30 protein-coding genes are annotated in these 23,134 nt (G+C 67.1%); 29 read left to right on the forward strand and 1 reads right to left on the reverse strand.

The features are described from left to right. Positions 1-18: 18 nt before the first annotated feature. Positions 19-1,746, reverse strand: coding sequence for a DUF1800 domain-containing protein (locus ACFPJ1_RS29945; RefSeq protein WP_380108963.1), 1,728 nt, complete (start codon positions 1,744-1,746; stop codon positions 19-21). A 572-nt stretch (positions 1,747-2,318) separates the two neighbouring features. Here ACFPJ1_RS29945 and rpsL point away from each other — a divergent pair. From rpsL to map, 29 genes are all read left to right on the forward strand, one after another. Next, positions 2,319-2,693 carry a 30S ribosomal protein S12 gene (gene rpsL, locus ACFPJ1_RS29950; RefSeq protein ID WP_012923692.1) on the forward strand — a complete coding sequence of 125 codons (375 nt, stop codon included), beginning with the start codon at positions 2,319-2,321 and terminating at the stop codon, positions 2,691-2,693. After that, the gene (gene rpsG, locus ACFPJ1_RS29955) at positions 2,693-3,163 is read left to right on the forward strand and encodes a 30S ribosomal protein S7 (protein ID WP_112243231.1); all 471 of its coding nucleotides are present in this window, start codon (positions 2,693-2,695) and stop codon (positions 3,161-3,163) included. Before rpsL ends, rpsG begins: the two co-directional genes overlap by 1 nt. Positions 3,164-3,234: 71 nt before the next feature. Then, positions 3,235-5,346, forward strand: a complete 2,112-nt coding sequence (gene fusA / locus ACFPJ1_RS29960) for an elongation factor G (RefSeq protein ID WP_380108965.1) — start codon at positions 3,235-3,237, stop codon at positions 5,344-5,346. A 72-nt stretch (positions 5,347-5,418) separates the two neighbouring features. Further along, positions 5,419-6,612, forward strand: a complete 1,194-nt coding sequence (tuf, locus tag ACFPJ1_RS29965) for an elongation factor Tu (protein WP_380108967.1) — start codon at positions 5,419-5,421, stop codon at positions 6,610-6,612. A 136-nt stretch (positions 6,613-6,748) separates the two neighbouring features. Next, the gene (ileS, locus tag ACFPJ1_RS29970; protein ID WP_380108969.1) at positions 6,749-9,973 is read left to right on the forward strand and encodes an isoleucine--tRNA ligase; all 3,225 of its coding nucleotides are present in this window, start codon (positions 6,749-6,751) and stop codon (positions 9,971-9,973) included. Between the two features lie 382 nt (positions 9,974-10,355). After that, entirely contained in the window at positions 10,356-10,664 is a 309-nt protein-coding gene (gene rpsJ / locus ACFPJ1_RS29975; RefSeq protein WP_012923688.1) for a 30S ribosomal protein S10, read from the forward strand. 16 nt (positions 10,665-10,680) lie between these two features. Next, the gene (gene rplC, locus ACFPJ1_RS29980; protein ID WP_241994849.1) at positions 10,681-11,337 is read left to right on the forward strand and encodes a 50S ribosomal protein L3; all 657 of its coding nucleotides are present in this window, start codon (positions 10,681-10,683) and stop codon (positions 11,335-11,337) included. Next, complete coding sequence (gene rplD, locus ACFPJ1_RS29985) at positions 11,334-12,035, forward strand: 50S ribosomal protein L4 (RefSeq protein ID WP_380108970.1); 702 nt, start codon at positions 11,334-11,336, stop codon at positions 12,033-12,035. Before rplC ends, rplD begins: the two co-directional genes overlap by 4 nt. Then, positions 12,032-12,337: a 50S ribosomal protein L23 gene (rplW, locus tag ACFPJ1_RS29990; protein ID WP_380108972.1), complete on the forward strand. Its 306-nt coding sequence runs from the start codon at positions 12,032-12,034 to the stop codon at positions 12,335-12,337. The genes rplD and rplW overlap by 4 nt, the downstream gene beginning before the upstream one ends. Then, positions 12,337-13,170, forward strand: coding sequence for a 50S ribosomal protein L2 (rplB, locus tag ACFPJ1_RS29995; RefSeq protein ID WP_132190618.1), 834 nt, complete (start codon positions 12,337-12,339; stop codon positions 13,168-13,170). The genes rplW and rplB overlap by 1 nt, the downstream gene beginning before the upstream one ends. Before the next feature lie 17 nt (positions 13,171-13,187). Further along, positions 13,188-13,469 (forward strand): 30S ribosomal protein S19, encoded by a 282-nt coding sequence (gene rpsS / locus ACFPJ1_RS30000; RefSeq protein ID WP_132190619.1) that lies wholly within the window; start codon positions 13,188-13,190, stop codon positions 13,467-13,469. Positions 13,470-13,527: 58 nt separating this feature from the next. Continuing rightward, complete coding sequence (gene rplV, locus ACFPJ1_RS30005; RefSeq protein WP_380108974.1) at positions 13,528-14,034, forward strand: 50S ribosomal protein L22; 507 nt, start codon at positions 13,528-13,530, stop codon at positions 14,032-14,034. Beyond that, positions 14,034-14,885 (forward strand): 30S ribosomal protein S3, encoded by an 852-nt coding sequence (gene rpsC / locus ACFPJ1_RS30010; protein ID WP_380108975.1) that lies wholly within the window; start codon positions 14,034-14,036, stop codon positions 14,883-14,885. Before rplV ends, rpsC begins: the two co-directional genes overlap by 1 nt. A 3-nt stretch (positions 14,886-14,888) precedes the next feature. Then, positions 14,889-15,308: a 50S ribosomal protein L16 gene (gene rplP, locus ACFPJ1_RS30015; RefSeq protein ID WP_132190622.1), complete on the forward strand. Its 420-nt coding sequence runs from the start codon at positions 14,889-14,891 to the stop codon at positions 15,306-15,308. Further along, positions 15,308-15,601 carry a 50S ribosomal protein L29 gene (gene rpmC, locus ACFPJ1_RS30020; protein WP_380108976.1) on the forward strand — a complete coding sequence of 98 codons (294 nt, stop codon included), beginning with the start codon at positions 15,308-15,310 and terminating at the stop codon, positions 15,599-15,601. The genes rplP and rpmC overlap by 1 nt, the downstream gene beginning before the upstream one ends. Then, positions 15,598-15,894, forward strand: a complete 297-nt coding sequence (rpsQ, locus tag ACFPJ1_RS30025) for a 30S ribosomal protein S17 (protein WP_132190624.1) — start codon at positions 15,598-15,600, stop codon at positions 15,892-15,894. Before rpmC ends, rpsQ begins: the two co-directional genes overlap by 4 nt. A gap of 91 nt (positions 15,895-15,985) precedes the next feature. Next, positions 15,986-16,354, forward strand: coding sequence for a 50S ribosomal protein L14 (gene rplN / locus ACFPJ1_RS30030; RefSeq protein WP_077019238.1), 369 nt, complete (start codon positions 15,986-15,988; stop codon positions 16,352-16,354). Position 16,355: 1 nt separating this feature from the next. Continuing rightward, the gene (rplX, locus tag ACFPJ1_RS30035; RefSeq protein ID WP_380108978.1) at positions 16,356-16,757 is read left to right on the forward strand and encodes a 50S ribosomal protein L24; all 402 of its coding nucleotides are present in this window, start codon (positions 16,356-16,358) and stop codon (positions 16,755-16,757) included. Next, positions 16,757-17,329 carry a 50S ribosomal protein L5 gene (rplE, locus tag ACFPJ1_RS30040; protein ID WP_132284909.1) on the forward strand — a complete coding sequence of 191 codons (573 nt, stop codon included), beginning with the start codon at positions 16,757-16,759 and terminating at the stop codon, positions 17,327-17,329. Before rplX ends, rplE begins: the two co-directional genes overlap by 1 nt. Before the next feature lies 1 nt (position 17,330). Next, complete coding sequence (locus tag ACFPJ1_RS30045; RefSeq protein ID WP_012923674.1) at positions 17,331-17,516, forward strand: type Z 30S ribosomal protein S14; 186 nt, start codon at positions 17,331-17,333, stop codon at positions 17,514-17,516. A 121-nt stretch (positions 17,517-17,637) separates the two neighbouring features. Next, on the forward strand, positions 17,638-18,045 hold the full coding sequence (gene rpsH / locus ACFPJ1_RS30050; RefSeq protein ID WP_132190627.1) for a 30S ribosomal protein S8: 408 nt from the start codon (positions 17,638-17,640) through the stop codon (positions 18,043-18,045). 27 nt (positions 18,046-18,072) lie between these two features. After that, positions 18,073-18,615 (forward strand): 50S ribosomal protein L6, encoded by a 543-nt coding sequence (gene rplF / locus ACFPJ1_RS30055; protein ID WP_132190628.1) that lies wholly within the window; start codon positions 18,073-18,075, stop codon positions 18,613-18,615. A gap of 2 nt (positions 18,616-18,617) precedes the next feature. Next, complete coding sequence (rplR, locus tag ACFPJ1_RS30060) at positions 18,618-19,001, forward strand: 50S ribosomal protein L18 (RefSeq protein WP_360277900.1); 384 nt, start codon at positions 18,618-18,620, stop codon at positions 18,999-19,001. A gap of 33 nt (positions 19,002-19,034) precedes the next feature. Next, complete coding sequence (gene rpsE / locus ACFPJ1_RS30065; protein WP_077019243.1) at positions 19,035-19,634, forward strand: 30S ribosomal protein S5; 600 nt, start codon at positions 19,035-19,037, stop codon at positions 19,632-19,634. Next, positions 19,634-19,816: a 50S ribosomal protein L30 gene (gene rpmD, locus ACFPJ1_RS30070; protein ID WP_012923669.1), complete on the forward strand. Its 183-nt coding sequence runs from the start codon at positions 19,634-19,636 to the stop codon at positions 19,814-19,816. Before rpsE ends, rpmD begins: the two co-directional genes overlap by 1 nt. Position 19,817: 1 nt before the next feature. Next, on the forward strand, positions 19,818-20,258 hold the full coding sequence (rplO, locus tag ACFPJ1_RS30075; RefSeq protein WP_132284913.1) for a 50S ribosomal protein L15: 441 nt from the start codon (positions 19,818-19,820) through the stop codon (positions 20,256-20,258). A 133-nt stretch (positions 20,259-20,391) separates the two neighbouring features. Beyond that, positions 20,392-21,693 carry a preprotein translocase subunit SecY gene (secY, locus tag ACFPJ1_RS30080; RefSeq protein ID WP_380108982.1) on the forward strand — a complete coding sequence of 434 codons (1,302 nt, stop codon included), beginning with the start codon at positions 20,392-20,394 and terminating at the stop codon, positions 21,691-21,693. Beyond that, entirely contained in the window at positions 21,693-22,265 is a 573-nt protein-coding gene (locus tag ACFPJ1_RS30085; RefSeq protein WP_380108984.1) for an adenylate kinase, read from the forward strand. The genes secY and ACFPJ1_RS30085 overlap by 1 nt, the downstream gene beginning before the upstream one ends. 12 nt (positions 22,266-22,277) lie before the next feature. Next, a complete protein-coding gene (gene map / locus ACFPJ1_RS30090) occupies positions 22,278-23,099 on the forward strand; it encodes a type I methionyl aminopeptidase (RefSeq protein ID WP_380109378.1) in 822 nt (273 codons plus the stop codon). Positions 23,100-23,134: the final 35 nt, after the last annotated feature.

The following is a 23,134-nucleotide window of genomic DNA, read 5'->3' on the forward strand; positions in this document are numbered from 1 at the left end:
AGAACGAGGTGTGCGGGGTCAGCGGGCCAGGAACTGCGGCGAGTCCAGCACCAGGGCGACGACGTGGCCGGCCTGCCACTCCATCCGGCCCTGGTCGACCCGGGCGGTGGACTTGGCGCCGACGAAGGTGGACAGGGCGGCGCGCTGCCAGGCGTTCGGGCGCTGCCCGATCAGGCGTACGCCGAGCCGGTCGAACCAGGCGCGGTAGGTGTCGCCCTTGCGCGGCCGGAGGTCAGCGGGGAGCTTCTCCCGCTTCATGCCCTCCCACCAGCCGTGGGCGAGGGCGCGGTGCATCGACCAGCGGTCCAGCATCTGTCCGGCGGACGACCAGGCCGGAGCGACGTCCGGATAGCCGTTGGGCGACGGCCAGCCCAGTGGTGCGTGACCGAGGTTGTTCAGCTGCCAGTACACGGCCTCCAGGCCCTTGCCCGTGGTCGGGCCGAGTGGCAGATCCAGCGCCCGGGCACTGCTCACCACGTCCTCGAGCGGACGCTTGGTCTTGCTCCCGAGGGAGTTCCAGAACTCGCTGCTGCGGAACAACGTGATCAGCATCGGCAGGATCGCGGTGTTGTTGCGTAGGTACACCTGGGCGAGGCGGTTGACCAGGTCGGCCGGGGGAGAGTCGTCGACGAAGCGAACCACGAGCTTGCGGGCGAGCGTCCGGGCGGTCGCGGGGTGGATGGCCAGGTAGTCGAGGTACCGGTCGCCGGTCGCGAGCCCGCCCTTGCCGGAGGTGTTCGAGGCACTCCAGCCGAGCACCTTGACCCGGCCGGTCCTGTGCCGGTCCGCCAGATACTCGAACCTGCCCTCATCCGTCGCGCCGCGCCCACTCAGTACATAGGCGCTGTTGCGGACGTCCTTCTCCGTATCGCCCGACGAGACCCCGACGGTGTGCAGCTCGAGCAGTTCGCGGCCGAGGTTCTCGTTCACGCTCTCGCGGTTCGACTGGTCGTTGTCGAGGTACCGCAGCATCGCGGGGTGCCGCATCGCCGCCTTCAACATGGCGTTGTACCGGCCGAAGGCGTGCTGCCGGATCACCGAGACCGCGTACTGCGGCGCGACGTCCCAGCAGCGGTCGGACGGCGTCGAGACGTGCAGGTGGTTGGCGAACACGTCCACCACCACCTCGAACAACTGACGGCTGCCGAAGACCTGCCGGCCGAGCGTGGCCATGCCGGTGTCGAACATGGCCTCCCACGAGTACTCCTCGATCCCGCGGCGGATCGTCGCCGGATCCGCGCCGGCCAGCGGGCGCGACCGCCAGGCCTGGTCACCCGCCGGGTCCTTGGCGGTGGGGGAGAGCTGGGCGGCGAGCCAGCGGTCGATGCCGAGCCTCTCTAGGTTCTTCACGTCCGACGGCCGGGGACCGAAGGTGACGCGGTTCAAGAGATGCTGACGAGCCTGGGCGTCGGTCAGCGGGCCGCCCTTGGCGACCAGCAGGCTCGGCTCGGTCACACCCGCCTTGGCCGCAGCGGCGAAACCGGAGAACTGCTTGGGCTTGGCGGCATTCTTGGCGGGCGGCTTGCGCTGTCCGGCGACGAAGCTGGAGTCCCGGTCCTCCCCGTCGGCGGCGAGACTCGGCTGCTGAGCAACCTTGGCGCGGGAGGCCGGTGCGCCGGAGGGTGACGGAGCGCCGGCCGCGAGGACGCGGTTGCGAAGGGTGTGGGGCCGGCTGATCACCTCGAGCGCCAGCCCGCCGGCGGCCAGCGTGCCGGCGACGGCACCGATGGCCGCACGGCGGACCACCGCCGACGTGGTCCCTGGGGCGGCAGGACCCGGCGGCGGCGCTTGCGACGGGTGCGGTGGGGGAGGAGGGACAGGGCGGTGATCCACGAAGTGCTCCCGGGCGCAGGGCGGTTCGGAACGATCCCCGTTACCAGGTCGTTACACCTGATTGGCGTGACTATGCCGCAGGACTCCAGGGGCGAACACAGGCCGTGGCCGACATTTACCTGGATCAGACATTCGGTTTAGTGATCGCCGCGGATCCGCGGCAGGATCGGGGCTCCCCGGGCCGTCGGGGCCTGGCGGGAACCACCTGGCGCATCCGGTAGACTGACAATGCGGCTGCGTCCCATCTGCGCGCTCGGTCAGCTGTTTTGACCGTGCTTGAGGCAGCCGCTAGTCTTAACGATCGTGCCCGGGTCATCCTGGGCCGTCATGCGTGCCCCTCGTAGTTTCGGGTCAGCGCGTGGAACGGGACTTCTGCCGACAGTCAGAAAGTTTATGACTCAGGCGCGCCCGTACCCATGCGACACACCCGACCGCGGGGGTCAGGCGCGCAGCAACCGACCGGACGACAGAAAGAGACCTACGCGGTGCCCACCATCCAGCAGTTGGTCCGCAAGGGCCGCCAGGACAAGGTGTCCAAGAACAAGACGCCGGCCCTGAAGGGTTCCCCTCAGCGTCGTGGTGTGTGCACGCGCGTCTACACGACCACTCCGAAGAAGCCGAACTCGGCGCTTCGCAAGGTCGCACGTGTCCGCCTCACCAGCGGCATCGAGGTCACCGCCTACATCCCGGGTGTCGGCCACAACCTGCAGGAGCACTCCATCGTGCTCGTGCGTGGCGGCCGTGTGAAGGACCTCCCCGGTGTCCGGTACAAGATCATCCGCGGTTCGCTCGACACCCAGGGTGTGAAGAACCGGAAGCAGGCTCGCAGCCGGTACGGCGCGAAGAAGGAGAAGAGCTAATGCCGCGCAAGGGTCCCGCCCCGAAGCGGCCGGTCATCATCGACCCGGTCTACAGTTCGCCGCTGGTCACCCAGTTGATCTCCAAGATCCTGGTGGACGGCAAGAAGCAGATCGCGCAGAGCATCGTCTACACGGCGCTCGAGGGCACCCGGACGAAGACCGGCACCGACCCGGTCATCACGCTCAAGCGTGCCCTGGACAACGTGAAGCCCAGCATCGAGGTGAAGAGCCGCCGCGTCGGTGGCGCCACCTACCAGGTGCCGATCGAGGTCAAGCCCGGTCGCTCGACCACGCTCGCCCTGCGCTGGCTCACGTCGTACTCCCGGGCGCGTCGCGAGAAGACCATGTCCGAGCGCCTGATGAACGAGATCCTGGACGCGTCCAACGGTCTCGGTGCGTCGGTGAAGCGCCGCGAGGACACGCACAAGATGGCCGAAGCCAACAAGGCTTTCGCCCACTACCGCTGGTGATCCGGGGTCCGATCCGGACCCCCGAGTTCACTCTTTTGAAGCACGACAGAAGCGAGAGGTAGACCACCGAGGTGGCCGTACAAATCACCACCGACCTGAGCATGGTGCGCAACATCGGCATCATGGCCCACATCGACGCCGGCAAGACGACGACGACCGAGCGGATCCTCTTCTACACCGGTATCACCTACAAGATCGGTGAGGTCCACGACGGCGCCGCCACGATGGACTGGATGGAGCAGGAGCAGGAGCGCGGCATCACCATCACGTCCGCCGCGACGACCTGCACCTGGAAAGACCACACCATCAACATCATCGACACCCCCGGGCACGTCGACTTCACCGTCGAGGTGGAGCGCTCGCTGCGCGTCCTCGACGGCGCCGTCGCGGTGTTCGACGGTGTCGCCGGTGTCGAGCCGCAGTCCGAGACCGTGTGGCGCCAGGCGGACCGGTACGGCGTACCGCGGATCTGCTTCGTCAACAAGCTGGACCGGACCGGCGCGGAGTTCATGCGCTGCGTCGACATGATCGTCGACCGGCTGGCCGCGGTGCCGCTGGTGCTGCAGCTGCCGATCGGCGCCGAGGCCGACTTCATCGGTGTCGTCGACCTGATCGGGATGCGCGCGCTGACCTGGCGCGGCGAGACCACGATGGGTGAGGACTACACCGTCGAGGAGATCCCGGCCACCCACACCGAGATCGCCGCCGAGTGGCGCGACAAGCTGATCGAGACGCTGGCCGAGGCCGACGACGAGATCATGGAGATGTACCTGGAGGGCGAGGACCCCACCCAGGAGCAGATCGTCGCGGGCATCCGGCGGGCGACCATCGCCAGCAAGCTGACCCCGGTGCTGACCGGTACGGCCTTCAAGAACAAGGGCGTCCAGCCCCTGCTCGACGCGATCAACGCCTTCCTGCCGAGCCCGCTCGACGTGCCCGACATCGAGGGCCACGACGTGAAGGACTCCTCGGTCGTCGTCACCCGCAAGCCGGACGACTCCGAGCCCTTCTCGGCGCTGGCGTACAAGATCGCGGCCGACCCGCACCTGGGCAAGCTGACCTTCATCCGGGTCTACTCGGGCAAGCTCGAGACCGGCACCCAGGTCCTGAACCCCACCAAGGGGCGCAAGGAGCGGATCGGCAAGATCTACCGGATGCACGCGAACAAGCGTGAGGAGATCGCGTCGGTCGGCGCCGGCCACATCGTCGCCGTGATGGGTCTGAAGGACACCACCACCGGTGAGACGCTGTCCGACCCGGCCAAGCCGATCATCCTGGAGTCGATGCAGTTCCCGGCTCCGGTCATCTCGGTCGCCATCGAGCCCAAGTCGAAGGCGGACCAGGAGAAGCTCGGCGTCGCGATCCAGCGCCTGGCCGACGAGGACCCGACCTTCCAGGTCCGGACCGACGAGGACACAGGCCAGACGATCATCGCCGGTATGGGTGAGCTCCACCTGGAGATCCTGGTCGACCGGATGAAGCGCGAGTTCCGCGTCGAGGCCAACGTCGGCAAGCCCCAGGTCGCCTACCGCGAGACGATCAAGAAGAAGGTCGAGAAGGTCGACTACACGCACAAGAAGCAGACCGGTGGTTCGGGTCAGTTCGCGCGCGTGATCATCGACATCGAGCCGACCAGCGCCGAGGCCGGTGGTGAGGGCGGGTACGAGTTCGTCAACGCCGTCACCGGTGGCCGCATCCCCCGGGAGTACATCCCGTCGGTGGACGAGGGCGCCCAGGAGGCGATGGAGTTCGGCGTACTGGCCGGCTACCCGATGGTGGACGTCAAGGTGACGCTGCGCGACGGCGCCTACCACGACGTCGACTCGTCCGAGCTCGCCTTCAAGATCGCCGGTTCGATGGCCTTCAAGGACGCCGCCCGCCGGGCGGCCCCGATCATCCTCGAGCCGATGTTCTCGGTCGAGGTCACCACGCCCGAGGACTACATGGGTGAAGTGATCGGCGACCTCAACTCACGCCGCGGCCAGATCCAGTCGATGGACGAGGGCCCCGGTGGCAGCCGGGTCGTGAAGGCCCTGGTGCCGTTGTCCGAGATGTTCGGGTATGTCGGTGACCTGCGGTCCAAGACCCAGGGCCGCGCGTCGTACTCGATGCAGTTCGATTCCTACGCCGAGGTTCCGAAGAACGTGGCGGAAGAGATCATCAAGAAGGCTCGCGGCGAGTAATCTCGCCCCGGACCAACCAACCCACAGCGCGTCGGCGTACGGCGTAAGTCAACATTTTCCAGGAGGGCCCCAGTGGCTAAGGCGAAGTTCGAGCGGACTAAGCCGCACGTCAACATCGGCACCATCGGTCACATCGACCACGGTAAGACCACTCTTACCGCGGCGATCACCAAGGTGCTGCACGACAAGTACCCGACCCTCAACGAGGCGTCGGCCTTCGATCAGATCGACAAGGCGCCGGAAGAGCGCCAGCGCGGTATCACCATCTCCATCGCGCACGTCGAGTACCAGACCGAGGCCCGGCACTACGCGCACGTCGACTGCCCGGGTCACGCGGACTACATCAAGAACATGATCACCGGTGCGGCCCAGATGGACGGTGCGATCCTGGTCGTCGCCGCCACCGACGGCCCGATGCCGCAGACGCGTGAGCACGTGCTGCTCGCCCGTCAGGTCGGCGTGCCGGCGATGGTCGTCGCCCTGAACAAGTGCGACATGGTCGACGACGAGGAGATCCTGGAGCTCGTCGAGCTCGAGGTCCGCGAGCTGCTCTCCGAGCAGGAGTTCGACGGTGACAACGCGCCGGTCGTGCACGTGGCGGCCCACCCGGCTCTGCAGGGTGACGCGAAGTGGGGCGAGTCGATCATGGAGCTGATGAACGCGGTCGACTCCTACATCCCGCAGCCGGAGCGCGAGATCGACAAGCCGTTCCTGATGCCGGTGGAGGACGTCTTCACCATCACCGGTCGCGGCACGGTCATCACCGGTCGGATCGAGCGGGGCGTCGTCAAGGTCAACGAGACCGTCGACCTGATCGGCATCCGCCCGGAGAAGCAGACCACCACGGTCACCGGTATCGAGATGTTCCGCAAGCTGCTCGACGAGGGCCAGGCCGGTGAGAACGTCGGTCTGCTGCTTCGTGGCACCAAGCGCGAGGACGTCGAGCGCGGCATGGTCGTGATCAAGCCGGGCACGACGACCCCGCACACCAACTTCGACGCGTCGGTCTACATCCTGTCGAAGGAGGAGGGCGGCCGTCACACGCCGTTCTTCCAGAACTACCGCCCGCAGTTCTACTTCCGCACCACGGACGTCACCGGCGTCGTCACGCTGCCCGAGGGCACCGAGATGGTCATGCCGGGCGACAACACCGACATGTCGGTCGAGCTGATCCAGCCGATCGCCATGGAAGAGGGCCTGAAGTTCGCGATCCGTGAGGGTGGCCGCACCGTCGGCGCCGGCCGGGTCACCAAGATCCTCAAGTAGTTCCCAGCAGTTCAGCGGTACCGCGAGCCGCCCATCCCCGACGAGGGGGTGGGCGGCTCTCGCGATTCAGGGCAGCAGAGCGCGATCCGGAGCACCAGGACCGAGTTCGCAGTACCAGGGCGAGGAGTATGCAGAGATGACCTATCCGAAGGCATCGGCCGGCGCTGCCGAGGCGAAGCTCACTGCGAGTCCTGACTTCCCCCGGATCGAGGAGGAGGTGCTGGGGTACTGGAAGACCGACGGCACCTTCCAGGCGTCGATCGACAACCGCCCGGCCGGGGAGAACGGGGAGAACGAGTTCGTCTTCTACGACGGCCCGCCCTTCGCGAACGGCTTACCGCATTACGGGCACCTGCTGACGGGGTACGCCAAGGACGTCATCCCGCGGTACCAGACGCTGCGTGGGCGCCGGGTGGAGCGCCGCTTCGGCTGGGACACCCACGGACTGCCCGCAGAGCTGGAGGCGCAGCGGGTGCTCGGGCTGAAGACCAAGGCGGACATCCTGGCCCTGGGGATCGAGAAGTTCAACGAGGCCTGCCGGACCTCGGTGCTCAAGTACACCGGCGAGTGGCAGGCCTATGTCACCCGCCAGGCCCGCTGGGTCGACTTCGAGAACGACTACAAGACGCTCAACCGGGACTATATGGAATCGGTGATCTGGGCGTTCAAGACCTTGTACGACAAGGGGCTGGTGTACGAGGGGCTGCGGGTCCTGCCGTACTGCTGGAACGACGAGACCCCGCTGTCGAACCACGAGCTGCGGATGGACGACGACGTCTACCAGCCGCGCCAGGACCCCTCGGTGACCGTCGCGGTGACGCTGGAGACGGGGGAGCGGCTGCTCGCCTGGACCACGACGCCCTGGACGCTGCCGAGCAACCTGGCGATGGCGGTCGGGCCGGACCTCGACTACGTCGTGGTTGAGGACGCCCAGGGCCGCCCGTCGATCCTCGCGGAGGCCCGGCTGGACGCGTACGCCACCGAGTTCGGCGCCGACGCCCGGGAGCGGGTCACCCGGCGCCTCAAGGGCTCCGAGCTGATCGGCCTGCGCTACGCGCCGCTCTTCCCGTTCTTCGCCGATACGGAGCTGTGGGGCACGGAGAACGCGTTCCAGGTGATCGCGGCCGACCACGTCACCACAGAGAACGGCAGCGGTGTCGTCCACATGGCGCCGGCGTACGGCGAGGAGGACCAGGCGGCCTGTGACGCCGTCGGCATCCCCACCCTGCTGACGGTCGACGAAGGGGCCCATTTCACCTCCGTGGTGGCTCCCTACCAGGGGTTGTTCGTGTTCGATGCGAACCGGCCGATCATCAACGACCTCAAGGCCGCCGGCGTACTGGTCCGCGAGGAGAGCTACGTCCACAGCTACCCGCACTGCTGGCGGTGCCGGAACCCGCTGATCTACAAGGCGGTGTCGAGCTGGTTCGTCGAGGTGACCCGGATCCGGGACCGGATGGTCGAGCTGAACGAGCAGATCACCTGGGTCCCCGAGCACGTGAAGCACGGCCAGTTCGGCAAGTGGCTGTCGAACGCGCGGGACTGGTCGATCAGCCGGAACCGCTTCTGGGGCAGCCCGATCCCGGTCTGGCGCTCCGACGACCCGGCGTACCCGCGGATCGACGTGTACGGCTCAGTGGCGGAGCTCGAGCGCGACTTCGGCGTACCGGTCGCCGATCTGCACCGGCCGTTCATCGACGACCTGACCAGGCCCAACCCGGACGACCCGACCGGCCGTTCGACCATGCGGCGGGTACCGGACGTGCTGGACGTCTGGTTCGACTCGGGGTCGATGAGCTTCGCCCAGGTGCACTACCCGTTCGAGAACACCGACTGGTTCGAGCACCACTTCCCGGGCGACTTCATCGTCGAGTACATCGGCCAGACCCGCGGCTGGTTCTACACCATGCACATCCTGGCCACCGCGTTGTTCGACCGGCCGGCCTTCTCCTCCTGCGTCAGCCACGGGATCGTGCTCGGCAGCGACGGCCAGAAGATGAGCAAATCGCTGCGCAACTACCCGGACGTGTCCGCGGTGTTCGAGCGCGACGGGGCCGACGCGATGCGCTGGTTCCTGATGTCGAGCCCGATCCTGCGCGGCGGCAACCTGATGGTCACCGAACAGGGCATCCGCGGGGGCGTCCGCCAGGTGATGATCCCGCTCTGGAACGCCTGGTACTTCTTCGCCCTGTACGCGAACGCCGCCAACGGCGGCACCGGGTACGACGCTACGTGGAGCACCGGGTCCGAAGTACTGCTGGACCGATATCTGCTGGCGAAGACCAGGGCGTTCGTCGAGGACATCCAGGGCAGGCTCGACGCGCTGGAGATCTCGGCCGCCTGCGAGTCCGTCGCGGCGTACCTGGAGGCCCTGACCAACTGGTACATCCGGCGGTCGCGGGAGCGGTTCTGGGACGACGGGGACGCGTCCTTCGCTGATGCGGCCAACACCCTCTATACGGCCCTCGAGGTGGCCACCAGGGCGATCTCGCCGCTGCTGCCGCTGGCGGCCGAGGAGGTCTGGCGCGGGCTGACAGGCGGCCGCTCGGTCCATCTGACCGACTGGCCCGACGTCACGGACCTGCCGAGCGACCCGGCCCTGGTAGCCCAGATGGACCGGATCCGGGAGGTCTGCTCGGTCACCTCGGCGGTTCGGAAGTCGACCGGGATCCGCGGCCGGCAGCCGCTGTGCAAGCTGACGGTGGCGACCACGGACGCCAAGGCACTCAAGCCGTTGACCTCGATCGTCGCCGCCGAGGCCAACGTCCAGGAGGTCCTCCTGGTGGACCTGGCCGATGTCGACGAACAGCACGCGCCGGTATCGCAGAAGCTGACCGTCAACGCCCGGGCCGCGGGGCCCCGCCTGGGACGGGACGTCCAGTCGGTGATCAAGGCGGCCAAGAGCGGCGACTGGTCCGTCGACGACGCGGGTGCGGTGACGGCGGGCGGGATCGCCTTGCAGGAAGGCGAGTACACCCTCGAGACGACCCTTGCCGACCACAACGGTACCGCGGACGCGGCCGCGGGGGAGAGTCGGGCGAGCGGGCTGCTGAGCGACGGTGGATTCCTCGTGCTGGACACCGCGATCACCCCAGAACTGGCCGCTGAGGGGATCGCGAGGGACGTCATCCGGGCGGTTCAGCAGGCCAGGCGCGACGCGGGCCTCGACATCACCGACCGGATCCGGATCGGGCTGGCGGCTGAAGGCGAGGACATCCGCCAAGCGGTCGAGACGCACCGCGACCTGATCATGAACGAGACCCTGGCCCTCGCGATGGACGAGGTCGAAAGCGCCGAATCCGGCGATCCGGTGCTGGTCGGGGACGGCCAGTCGGTGCGGATCCGGATCGAGAAGGCGTGAGACGGAGCACCCGCGGTGACGCCGGCAAGCCCGGCGCGCCGCCGTCCAGGCGCCCGTCTGGACTGGATTTGTCTTCTTCGGCCGGTATCTGTCAGACTGGTTCGGTTGCTCCGGCGCGACCCGCGCTTGGGGCGGCTGTTTTGTGTGGTCCGTCGGGCGTGACACCGAGCCCGGGAACACGCAGCGCCGCTCTTTCTGGTGGGTCAGCCCGGCCTGGTGCAGTCAAGCCGGGTCCAACTAACTAACTCGAGATCAGTAACGTCATGCCTGCGACAGGCGCGACACACCCGACCTCGGGGGCCGTAGTTCGGTGGCGACCACGCCCACTCTCCGAGGGTGGGCGGAGGTTCAGAGAAGACGAAGAGAAGGACGAAGCGAAGCGATGGCGGGACAGAAGATCCGCATCCGGCTGAAGGCCTACGACCACGAGGTCATCGACAGCTCGGCGCGCAAGATTGTCGACACGGTGACGCGTACTGGTGCGAAGGTTGCTGGCCCGGTGCCGTTGCCGACGGAAAAGAACGTGTTCTGCGTCATCCGCTCGCCGCACAAGTACAAGGACAGCCGCGAGCACTTCGAGATGCGCACCCACAAGCGGCTCATCGACATCATCGACCCCACGCCGAAGACCGTCGACTCGCTGATGCGTCTCGACCTGCCGGCCGGTGTCGACATCGAGATCAAGCTCTGAGGGAAACGCGAAACCAATGAGCATTCAGAAGAACACGCGCGGTCTGCTGGGCACCAAGCTCGGCATGACCCAGACCTGGGACGAGAACAACCGGGTCGTCCCCGTCACCGTGATCCAGGCCGGCCCCTGCGTCGTCACCGAGGTGCGTACCTCGGACAGCCACGGCTACGACGGTGTCCAGATCGCCTTCGGCGACATCGACCCCCGCAAGGTGAACTCGCCGATGCGCGGCCACTTCGAGAAGGCCGGCGTGACCCCGCGCCGTCACCTGCTCGAGCTGCGGACCGCTGACGCCAGCGAGTACACCCTGGGCCAGGAGATCAAGGCCGAGGCCTTCGAGGCCGGAGAGATCGTCGACGTCTCCGCCACCAGCAAGGGCAAGGGCTTCGCCGGTGTGATGAAGCGCCACGGCTTCCACGGTCTTCGCGCCACCCACGGTGTGCACAAGAAGCACCGCTCGCCGGGCTCCATCGGCGGCTGCGCGACCCCGGGCCGGGTCTTCAAGGGCCTCAAGATGGCCGGCCGGATGGGCAACGAGAAGGTCACCACGCAGAACGTGACGGTCCACGCGATCGACGCCGAGCGCGGTCTGGTCCTGCTCAAGGGCGCCGTCCCCGGTCCCAAGGGCGGCCTCGTGCTGATCCGCAACGCCGCGAAGGGAGCTACCAAATGAGCACCGTTGACGTCGTCGTCGTGAAGGGCGACAAGGTCAGCAAGAAGGGCTCCGCGGAGCTCCCGGCCGAACTCTTCGACGTTCAGGTCAACATCCCGCTGATCCACCAGGTCGTCGTGGCGCAGCTGGCCGCGGCCCGTCAGGGCACGCACAAGGTCAAGCGCCGTGGCGAGGTGTCCGGTGGTGGCGCCAAGCCGTACCGCCAGAAGGGCACCGGCCGCGCCCGTCAGGGCTCGACCCGCGCGCCGCAGTTCACCGGTGGTGGCGTCGTGCACGGCCCCACGCCGCGCGACTACAGCCAGCGGACCCCGAAGAAGATGATCGCCGCCGCGCTCCGCGGTGCGCTGTCCGACCGGGCCCGCGACGGTCGCGTCCTCGTGGTCGAGAAGTTCGTGGACGGCGACGCGCCCTCCACCAAGACCGCGCTGAAGGTCCTCGCCGAGGTCACCGAGTACGTCAAGGTGCTGGTGGTCGTCGAGCGGACCGATGACGTGTCGCTGCTCAGCCTGCGCAACGTGCCGACCGTGCACCTGATCGCGGCCGACCAGCTGAACGCGTACGACGTGCTGTGCAACGACGCGGTGATCTTCACCAGCGCTTCGCTGGACGCCTTCGTCGCCGGTACGCCGAAGGGCAAGTCCGTCAAGGCCGTCGCAACGTCGACCGAGGCCGAGGCCGAGCAGGAGGTAGAAGCATGAGCCACGGAGTCAACAAGGACCCGCGGGACGTGCTGCTGCGGCCGGTCGTGAGCGAGAAGAGCTACGGCCTGCTGGACGAGCAGAAGTACACGTTCGAGGTCGCTCCGGACGCCAACAAGACCGAGATCAAGCTCGCGGTCGAGAAGGTGTTCAAAGTCCGGGTCACTTCCGTCAACACGATCAACCGCAAGGGCAAGCGCCGCCGTACCCGTACGGGCTGGGGCAAGCGTCCTGACACCAAGCGAGCGATCGTCAGCCTCTCCGGCGACGACCGCATCGACATCTTCGGAGGCCAGTCGTAATGGGTATCCGCAAATACAAGCCGACGACGCCGGGCCGCCGTGGCTCGAGCGTGGCCGACTTCGTCGAGCTCACCCGTTCGACCCCTGAGAAGTCCCTGCTCCGCCCGCTGCCCAAGAAGGGCGGCCGGAACAACTCCGGCAAGATCACCACCCGGCACCACGGTGGCGGTCACAAGCGGGCGTACCGCCTGATCGACTTCAAGCGGTACGACAAGGACGGCGTGCCGGCCAAGGTCGCCGAGATCGAGTACGACCCGAACCGCACCGCGCGGATCGCGCTGCTGCACTACGTCGACGGCGAGAAGCGCTACATCCTCGCGCCGGCGAACCTGAAGCAGGGCACGATCGTCGAGAACGGCCCCGCGGCCGACATCAAGGTGGGCAACAACCTGCCGCTGCGCAACATCCCGGTCGGCTCGACGGTGCACGCCGTCGAGATGCGTCCGGGCGGTGGCGCCAAGATGGCTCGCTCCGCCGGTGCCAGCGTTCAGCTGGTCGCCAAGGAGGGCCGGATGGCCACCCTGCGGATGCCGTCGGGCGAGGTCCGGATGGTCGACGTGCGCTGCCGCGCCACCCTCGGTGAGGTCGGCAACGGCGAGCAGTCGAACATCAACTGGGGCAAGGCCGGCCGGATGCGCTGGAAGGGCAAGCGCCCGACCGTCCGTGGTGTCGCCATGAACCCGGTCGACCACCCGCACGGTGGTGGTGAGGGCAAGACCTCGGGTGGACGTCACCCGGTGTCCCCGTGGGGTCAGCCTGAGGGCCGCACCCGCACCCGCAAGGAAAGCGACCGCATGATCGTCCGGCGCCGCAAGGCCGGCAAGAAGCGCTGATAGGGAGCCGGACAGAGATGCCACGCAGCCTCAAGAAAGGCCCGTTCGTCGACCACCACCTGATGAAGAAGGTGGAGGTGCAGAACGAGAAGGGCACCCACAACGTCATCAAGACCTGGTCCCGCCGATCGATGATCGTGCCGGACATGATCGGCCACACGCTCGCGGTGCACGACGGTCGCAAGCACGTGCCGGTGTTCGTGACGGACGCGATGGTCGGGCACAAGCTCGGCGAGTTCGCCCCGACCCGGACGTTCAAGGGCCACGAGAAGGACGACCGCAAGGCACGGCGTCGCTGACCTCGGTCAGGACGAAGCGCAGAGCAACCGACGGAGAGATTCGAACATCATGAGCGTAATGGAGCGTAGGGCTGTCAGTGCCCGTCGCGAGAGCCTGCTGGGCGAGGAGCCCGGGGCCTTCGCGGTCGCGCGCTTCGTCCGCGTGACGCCGATGAAGGCGCGTCGCGTGGTCGACCTGGTGCGCGGCATGGGCGTCGACGACGCACTCGCCACTCTGAAGTTCGCCCCGCAGGCCGCTGCCGCGACCGTGTACAAGGTCGTCGACAGCGCCGCGGCGAACGCCGAGGGCACCGAGCACCTGAGCCGGACCGAGCTGGTCGTGGTGAAGGCCTTCGTGGACGAGGGACCGACGCTGAAGCGTCACCGCCCGCGTGCACAGGGCCGGGCCACCCGGATCGACAAGCGGACCAGCCACATCACCGTGGTCGTGGGTCCGAAGGTCGAGGCGGAGCCGGCCGAAGCCAAGAAGGACGCCAAGAAGGCCGACGGCACCAAGAAGGCCGCCGCCAAGAAGGCCGACGGCACGAAGAAGGCCGCCGCTGAGAAGAAGGGCAGGACCCGCTAGTGGGCCAGAAGGTTAACCCGCACGGGTTCCGACTCGGCATCAGCACGGACCACAAGAGCCGTTGGTACGCCGACAAGCTGTACAAGGACTACGTGGGCGAGGACGTCAAGATCCGCCGTCTGCTGAGCAAGGGCATGGAGCGCGCCGGCATCTCCCGCGTGGAGATCGAGCGCACCCGTGACCGTGTCCGCGTCGACATCCACACCGCCCGTCCGGGCATCGTCATCGGTCGCCGCGGCGCCGAGGCGGACCGGATCCGGGGCAGCCTCGAGGAGCTCACCGGCAAGCAGGTGCAGCTGAACATCCTCGAGGTCAAGAACGCCGAGGTCGACGCGCAGCTGGTCGCCCAGGGCGTGGCCGAGCAGCTGTCCGGCCGCGTGGCGTTCCGCCGCGCGATGCGCAAGGCGATGCAGACCACCATGCGTGGCGGCGCCCTGGGCATCCGGATCCAGTGCTCCGGTCGTCTGGGTGGCGCCGAGATGTCGCGGTCGGAGTTCTACCGCGAGGGCCGGGTGCCGCTGCACACGCTCCGCGCGGACATCGACTACGGCTTCTACGAGGCCCGCACGACCTTCGGCCGGATCGGCGTGAAGGTCTGGATCTACAAGGGTGACGTGGCCGGCTCCCGCGCCGAGCGCGAGGCGCAGGCCGCTGCCCGCGCCGCCACTCAGCAGCGTGGCCGTCCGGCCCGCCGTGACGGTGGCGACCGCGGCGACCGTGGTGGCCGTGGCGGTGACCGTGGTGGTCGTCGTGACGACCGTCGCGACGGCGGCGCCCGTACCGAGGCCCCCAAGGCCGACGCAGCGCCGGCAGCCGACAAGCCGGCCGAGACGACCGGAACGGAGAGCTGAACAGTGCTCATCCCCCGCAAGGTCAAGCACCGCAAGCAGCACCACCCGAAGCGCTCCGGCGCTGCCAAGGGTGGCACCACGCTGGCCTTCGGTGACTTCGGCATCCAGGCCCTGGAGAGCCACTACGTCACCAACCGGCAGATCGAGTCCGCTCGTATCGCGATGACCCGGCACATCAAGCGTGGCGGAAAGGTCTGGATCAACATCTACCCGGACCGCCCGCTGACCAAGAAGCCGGCCGAGACCCGGATGGGTTCCGGTAAGGGTTCGCCCGAGTGGTGGATCGCCAACGTGAAGTCCGGTCGCGTGATGTTCGAACTGTCGGGTGTGCCCGAGGACGTCGCCCGCGAGGCCATGCGCCGCGCGATCCACAAGTTGCCGATGAAGTGCCGCTTCATCACCCGAGAGGCAGGTGAGAACTGATGGCTACCCTGACCGCCGCCGAGCTGCGGAACCTGGGAAAGGACGAGCTTCTGGAGAAGCTCGGTAACGCCAAGGAGGAGCTGTTCAACCTCCGGTTCCAGGCTGCCACGGGTCAGCTGGAGTCCCACGGCCGGCTGCGCGCCGTCCGTAAGGACATCGCCCGCATCTACACGGTGCTGACCGAGCGGGCGCTCGGCATCACCGACGAGGTCGACGCTCCGGTCGCCACGGCTGACGCCGAGGAGACCGAGGAGACCGCGGACGACAGCGAGAAGGCCGGGAGCAAGGCATGACCGAGAACGCAGCGAAGGACGAGACCGTGAGCACGACCAAGGCGCGAGGTGCCCGCAAGACCCGTGAGGGTCTGGTGCTGAGCGACAAGATGGACAAGACCGTCACCGTCGAGGTCGAGGACCGGGTCAAGCACAAGCTGTACGGCAAGGTCATCCGTCGCACCAGCAAGCTCAAGGCCCACGACGAGCAGAACGCCGCCGGTATCGGCGACCGTGTCCTCCTGATGGAGACCCGGCCGCTCTCGGCGACGAAGCGCTGGCGCGTCGTGGAGATCCTCGAAAAGGCGAAGTGACAGACGTCGCCCCGCAGTACCCAATCGAAATCATTCGTTCCGCAAGGCTCACCACGGGTGAGAACCAGCGAGACAACCAGGAGATCAACAGATGATCCAGCAGGAGTCGCGACTGAAGGTCGCCGACAACACGGGTGCCAAGGAGATCTTGTGCATCCGCGTTCTCGGTGGCTCAGGTCGGCGCTACGCCGGTGTCGGTGACACGATCGTCGCCACCGTCAAGGACGCGATCCCGGGTGGTGGCGTCAAGAAGGGCGACGTCGTCAAGGCTGTCATCGTGCGCACCGTGAAGGAGCGCCGGCGTCCGGACGGCTCCTACATCCGGTTCGACGAGAACGCCGCGGTGATCCTCAAGGCCGACGGTGAGCCGCGCGGTACCCGTATCTTCGGGCCGGTCGGCCGCGAGCTGCGGGAGAAGCGCTTCATGAAGATCATCTCGCTCGCTCCGGAGGTGCTCTGAGATGGCGCAGGAGAAGGTGCGGCGTTCGCTGCACGTCAAGAAGGGTGATCTCGTTCGCGTGATCGCCGGCAAGTCCAAGGGTCTCGAGGGCAAGATCATCTCGGTCCTGCCCGAGGTCGAGAAGGTCATCGTCGAAGGCGTCAACCGGGTCAAGAAGCACACCAAGGTGCAGCAGGCCCAGCGCGGCGGCACCACGGGTGGCATCATCACCCAGGAAGCCCCGATCCACGTCTCCAACGTGATGCTGCTCGTCGAGATCACCGACGCGGATGGCAAGAAGCAGAAGGTCACCACCCGCGTCGGCTACAACCGCGTCGAGGTGCAGAAGCGGCGCCCCGACGGTTCGACGTACACCGGGTTCCGCAGCGTGCGTATCTCACGCCGCACCGGCGAGGAGATCTGATGACGACCGCAGCCACCGAGGCGAAGACGCTGCCCCGGCTGAAGACCAAGTACCGCGACGAGATCGTCGGCAAGCTGCAGGACGAGTTCCACTTCGAGAACGTGATGCAGGTACCCGGGCTCACCAAGATCGTGGTGAACATGGGTGTCGGCGAGGCGGCTCGCGACTCCAAGCTGATCGACGGCGCCATCAAGGACCTGGCCGCGATCACCGGCCAGAAGCCGTCGGTGACCAAGGCCCGCAAGTCGATCGCGCAGTTCAAGCTGCGTGAGGGCATGCCGATCGGCGCGCACGTCACGCTGCGCGGCGACCGGATGTGGGAGTTCCTGGACCGGTTGCTGGCGCTCGCGCTGCCCCGGATCCGCGACTTCCGCGGCCTGTCGGCCAAGCAGTTCGACGGCAACGGGAACTACACCTTCGGCCTGACCGAGCAGGTGATGTTCCACGAGATCAACCAGGACCGGATCGACCGGGTTCGCGGGATGGACATCACCGTGGTGACCACCGCCAAGAACGACGACGAGGGGCGCGCGCTGCTGCGGCAGCTCGGCTTCCCGTTCAAGGAGAACTGACGTGGCGAAGACAGCACTCAAGGTCAAGCAGGCCCGCAAGCCGAAGTTCGCGGTGCGTGGTTACACGCGCTGCCAGCGCTGCGGCCGGCCCAAGGCCGTCTTCCGCAAGTTCGGCCTGTGCCGGATCTGCCTGCGCGAGATGGCGCACCGGGGCGAGCTGCCCGGCGTGACGAAGTCCAGCTGGTGACGCAGTACCAAGTCCAGCTGGTGACCATCCGTACCACGGGCACCGTTTTTCTCTCCAACCACCATCTAGTCACCGTAGGTCGCCCGAAGGCGAAACCACGGCGGGAAAGAGGCCCCAGGCCATGACGATGACCGACCCGATCGCAGACATGTTGACACGTCTGCGCAACGCCAACCAGGCGTATCACGAGTCGACCCAGATGCCGTACAGCAAGATCAAGCAGGGCATCGCCGACATCCTCCAGCAGGAGGGCTACATCTCCTCCTACAAGGTGGAGGAGCCGAAGGAAGGCGCCGTCGGCAAAACCCTGATCGTCGATCTGAAGTTCGGCCCGAGCCGGGAGCGCTCCATCGCGGGCGTGCGCCGGATCAGCAAGCCCGGCCTGCGGGTGTACGCGAAGTCGACCAATCTGCCCAAGGTGCTCGGTGGCCTCGGCGTCGCGATCATCTCGACGTCGCAGGGACTCCTGACCGACCGGCAGGCCAAGAACAAGGGCGTTGGCGGGGAAGTCCTCGCCTACGTCTGGTGACGAAGAACCGGAAGGAGGACCACTCTCATGTCTCGCATCGGTAAGCTCCCGATCACGGTCCCGTCCGGCGTCGACGTCACGATCGACGGCCAGACGGTCACCGTGAAGGGTCCCAAGGGTCAGCTCTCGCACGTTGTTGCGGAGCCGATCGTGGTCAACCGCGACGAGGACGGCACGATCGCCGTCTCGCGTCCGGACGACCAGCGCAAGAGCAAGGAACTGCACGGCCTGTCCCGCACCCTGATCGCCAACCTGGTGACCGGCGTGACGGACGGCTACGAGAAGAAGCTCGAGATCGTCGGCGTCGGTTACCGCGTCCTGTCCAAGGGCCCGGCCACGCTGGAGTTCTCGCTCGGCTACAGCCACACCATCACGGTGGAGGCGCCGGACGGCATCACCTTCACGGTGGAGACGCCGACCCGGTTCTCGGTGCAGGGAATCGACAAGCAGTCGGTCGGCGAGGTCGCCGCCAACATCCGCAAGCTGCGCAAGCCCGAGCCGTACAAGGGCAAGGGTGTGCGGTACGCGGGCGAGCAGGTGCGCCGCAAGGTCGGAAAGGCTGGTAAGTAACCATGGCGATCGGATTGCGTCACAACAAGCACTCCGCCAAGAAGACCTCCTCCCGGCTGCGTCGCCAGATCCGCGTCCGCAAGAAGGTCAACGGCACCGCCGACCGGCCGCGCCTGGTGGTCAGCAAGTCCTCCAAGCACCTGTTCGCTCAGGTCATCGACGACGTCGCGGGCGTCACCCTGGTCTCTGCCTCCACCATGGAGGCCGACCTGCGTGGTGCGGAGGCGAACAAGACCGACAAGGCCAAGACCGTGGGCGGCCTGATCGCCGACCGCGCCAAGGCAGCCGGCATCGACTCGGTCGTCTTCGACCGGGCCGGGAACAAGTACCACGGCCGTATCGCGGCCCTGGCCGACGCCGCCCGTGAGGGCGGGCTCGGCTTCTGACATGGCGACACAAAGGGAAGAAGGTAGTTCGAAATGAGCGGAGGCCAGCAGCGTCGCGGAGGCGGCGCCGGTGGTGAGCGCCGTGGCCGTGACGGTGGTCGCGGTCAGGCAGCTGACAAGACCGCCTACATCGAGCGCGTGGTAGCCATCAACCGTGTCGCCAAGGTCGTGAAGGGTGGTCGTCGCTTCAGCTTCACCGCCCTCGTGGTCGTCGGCGACGGTGAAGGCACCGTCGGTGTGGGGTATGGCAAGGCCAAGGAGGTGCCCGCGGCGATCGCCAAGGGTGTCGAGGAGGCCAAGAAGGCATTCTTCAAGGTGCCGAGGATCCAGGGCACCATCCCGCACCCGGTCCAGGGCGAGAAGGCCGCAGGCGTTGTGATGCTGCGTCCGGCCGCTCCCGGTACCGGTGTGATCGCGGGTGGTTCGGCGCGCGCGGTACTGGAGTGCGCCGGGATCCACGACATCCTGAGCAAGTCGCTGGGCTCGTCCAACGCCATCAACGTGGTTCACGCCACCGTCGAGGCGCTGCGCAGCCTGGAGACTCCGGAGGCCGTGGCGGCTCGCCGTGGTCTGCCGGTCGAGCACGTCGCCCCGGCGGCGCTGCTGAAGGCGCGGGCGGAGGTGGCTTCCTGATGGCTCGCCTGAAGGTGACCCAGACCCGTTCCGGCATCGGTGGCAAGCAGAACCAGCGCGACACACTGCGGACCCTGGGCGTGAAGCGGATCGGCGACGTCGCCGTTCACGACGACCGCCCGGAGATCCGGGGCATGGTGCGCACGGTTCGCCACCTCATCACCGTCGAAGAGGTTGACTGACATGGCGCTCAAGGTTCACCACCTGCGTCCGGCGCCCGGCGCCAAGACCGCCAAGACCCGCGTGGGTCGTGGTGAGGGCAGCAAGGGCAAGACGGCCGGCCGCGGTACCAAGGGCAGCAAGGCCCGTAACAACATCCCCGAGAACTTCGAGGGTGGCCAGATGCCGCTGCACATGCGGCTGCCGAAGCTGAAAGGCTTCAAGAGCAGGAACCGAGTGGAGTTCCAGGTCGTTAACCTGGACAAGCTCGGACAGCTGTTCCCCGAAGGTGGCGAGGTCGGTGTGACCGACCTGGTCGCCAAGGGCGCGGTCCGCGACAGTCTCCCGGTGAAGGTGCTGGGCGACGGCGAGCTGACCGTTGCACTGCAGGTTTCGGTACACAAGTTCTCCAAGACCGCCAAGGACAAGATCCTTGCGGCCGGAGGATCAGCCACCGAGGTGTGAGTGCCAGGGCTCGTGCGAGCCAGCGTTTGTTATTGTCGCGCTGGAGTTCGGACGAGCCCTGGTTCGTCTCTTGCCCAGCTGCTTTGCTAGGCCCCTGCCCTGACCGGGCAAGGGAAACTTGTGGGAGGACAGGGTGTTAGGCGCCTTTGCCAACGCGTTCAAGACTCCGGACCTGCGCCGGAAGATCTTGTTCGTGCTCTTCATCGTCGTGATCTTCCGGATCGGCTCGGTCGTGCCGGCGCCTGGCGTCAACGTCCAGTCGCTGGACACCTGCCTCAACCAGGCGACCTCGGGTTCGAACGCGAACCTGTACAACCTGATCAACCTGTTCTCCGGTGGGGCACTGCTGCAGCTCGCGATCTTCGCGCTCGGCATCATGCCGTACATCACCGCCAGCATCATTCTGCAGCTGCTCACCGTGGTCATCCCGCGGTTGGAGTCGCTGAAGAAGGAGGGCCAGGCGGGACAGACCAAGATCACCCAGTACACCCGCTTCCTGACGGTCGGTCTGGCGATCCTGCAGGCGACCGCGTTCGTCGCGCTCGCCCGGACCCCCGGCCGGCTGTTCCAGGGCTGCAACGAGCCCCTGCTGCACAACGACGGCTGGTTCGCGGTCACCGTGATGGTGCTGACCATGACCGCCGGTACCGGTGTGGTGATGTGGCTCGGTGAGCTGATCACCGACCGCGGCGTCGGCAACGGCATGTCGATCCTGATCTTCACCCAGATCGTCGCCACCTTCCCGTCGCAGCTGTGGAGCATCCGCAAGCAGAAGGGCATCGCCACCTTCATCGTCGTGCTCGCCATCGGTCTGGTGATCATGGCCGCGGTCATCTTCATCGAACAGGCGCAGCGCCGGATCCCGGTGCAGTACGCCAAGCGGATGGTCGGCCGGAAGATGTTCGGCGGTACCTCGACCTACATCCCGCTGAAGGTGAACCAGGCGGGTGTGATCCCGGTCATCTTCGCCTCCAGCCTGATGTATCTACCGGTGCTGGTCAGTCAGTTCCGACAAGACGAAGGCTGGGCGCAGTGGATCCAGGGCAACCTCGTCAAGGGTGATCACCCGATCTACATCGTGACGTATGTCGCCCTGATCATCTTCTTCACGTACTTCTATGTCTCGATTACCTTCAATCCGAAGGAAGTTGCAGACAACATGAAGAAGTACGGCGGCTTCATCCCCGGGATCCGGGCGGGTCGGCCGACCGAGGAGTACCTCTCCTACGTCCTGTCCCGCATCACGCTGCCCGGCGCCATCTACCTAGCGGCGATCTCGCTGATCCCGCTGATCGCACTGGTCCTGCTGAACGCCAGCCAGAACTTCCCGTTCGGTGGCACGTCGATCCTGATCATGGTCGGCGTCGGTCTGGACACGGTGAAGCAGATCGAGTCGCAGCTGCAGCAGCGTAATTACGAAGGGTTCCTGCGCTGATGAGAATGTTGCTGATGGGTCCGCCCGGAGCGGGTAAGGGGACGCAGGCAAAGGTGCTTGCGGACCGTCTCGGCATCCCGGCCGTATCCACCGGCGACATCTTCCGCGCGAACGTGAAGGACGAGACCGAGCTCGGTCTCGAGGCGAAGCGCTACATGGACGCGGGCAACTACGTCCCGGACGAGGTCACCAACGCAATGGTGCGGGACCGGCTGTCCGAGGCGGACGCGGGTGACGGCTTCCTGCTGGACGGGTACCCGCGCACCCTTCCCCAGGTCGGCACCCTCGACGACATCCTGGCCGACCACGGCCACCAGTTGAACGCCGTGGTCGCGCTGGTCGCGGACATCGACGTACTGGTGGACCGGATGCTGCGCCGGTCCAAGGTCGACGGGCGCTCGGACGACTCCGAAGAGGTCATCCGGCACCGCCAGGAGGTCTACGCCGCCGAGACCAAACCGCTGCTGCGGGTCTACGCCCAGCGCGGCCTGCTGGTCGAGGTGGACGGCGTCGGCGAGATCGCCGAGGTCAGCGAGCGCGTGCTCGCCGCCCTCAAGACTCTGGATGGTTAGAACCGAGCTGTGATGTTCAAGGACCGCGGGATCGAGATCAAGAGCCGCGAGCAGATCCTGTCCATGCGTACGGCCGGCCTGGTGGTCGGCCGCACGCTGGAACTGCTCCGTGCCGAGGTCCGACCCGGAATCACCACCGGTGAGCTGGACGCGATCGCGGAGGACCAAATCCGGTCCTCCGGCGCGACCCCCTCGTTCAAGGGCTACCACGGTTTCACCGGCTCCATCTGCGCGTCGGTGAACGAGGAGATCGTGCACGGCATCCCCGGCGACCGGGTGCTGGGCGAGGGTGACGTCATCTCGATCGACTGCGGCGCGATCGTGAACGGCTGGCACGGCGACGCTGCGATCACGGTGCCCGTCGGCGAGGTGGCGCCCGAACTGCTCGAGCTCGCGAAGGTGTGCGAGGAGTCGATGTGGCACGGGTTCGCCGCCGCCCGGCTGGGTGGTCGGCTGACCGACATCTCCGCCGCCGTCGAGCGCCACGTCCGCGCCAACTCGTCGTACGGGATCGTCGAGGACTTCGTCGGGCACGGGATCGGGTCCGCGATGCACCAGCCGCCGAACGTGCCGAACTACGGCAAGGCCGGCAAGGGCCCGAAGCTGATCGAGGGCCTGGCCCTGGCGGTCGAGCCGATGCTCACGCTGGGCAAGCAGGACAACCACACGCTCGAGGACGACTGGACGGTCGTCACCGACGACGGCACGGCCGCGGCGCACACCGAGCACACCTTCACGCTGACCCCGCAGGGTCCGTGGGTGCTGACCGCCCTGGACGGCGGCGAGGCCCGGCTCAAGGAGCTCGGTGTCACCTTCGGTCCATTGGCCGACTGAGACTGATCAGCGGCCCACTGGCCGACGGACAGCGG

Source organism: Kribbella qitaiheensis (assembly GCF_042657745.1).
In the GTDB taxonomy this organism is placed as follows: domain Bacteria; phylum Actinomycetota; class Actinomycetes; order Propionibacteriales; family Kribbellaceae; genus Kribbella; species Kribbella qitaiheensis.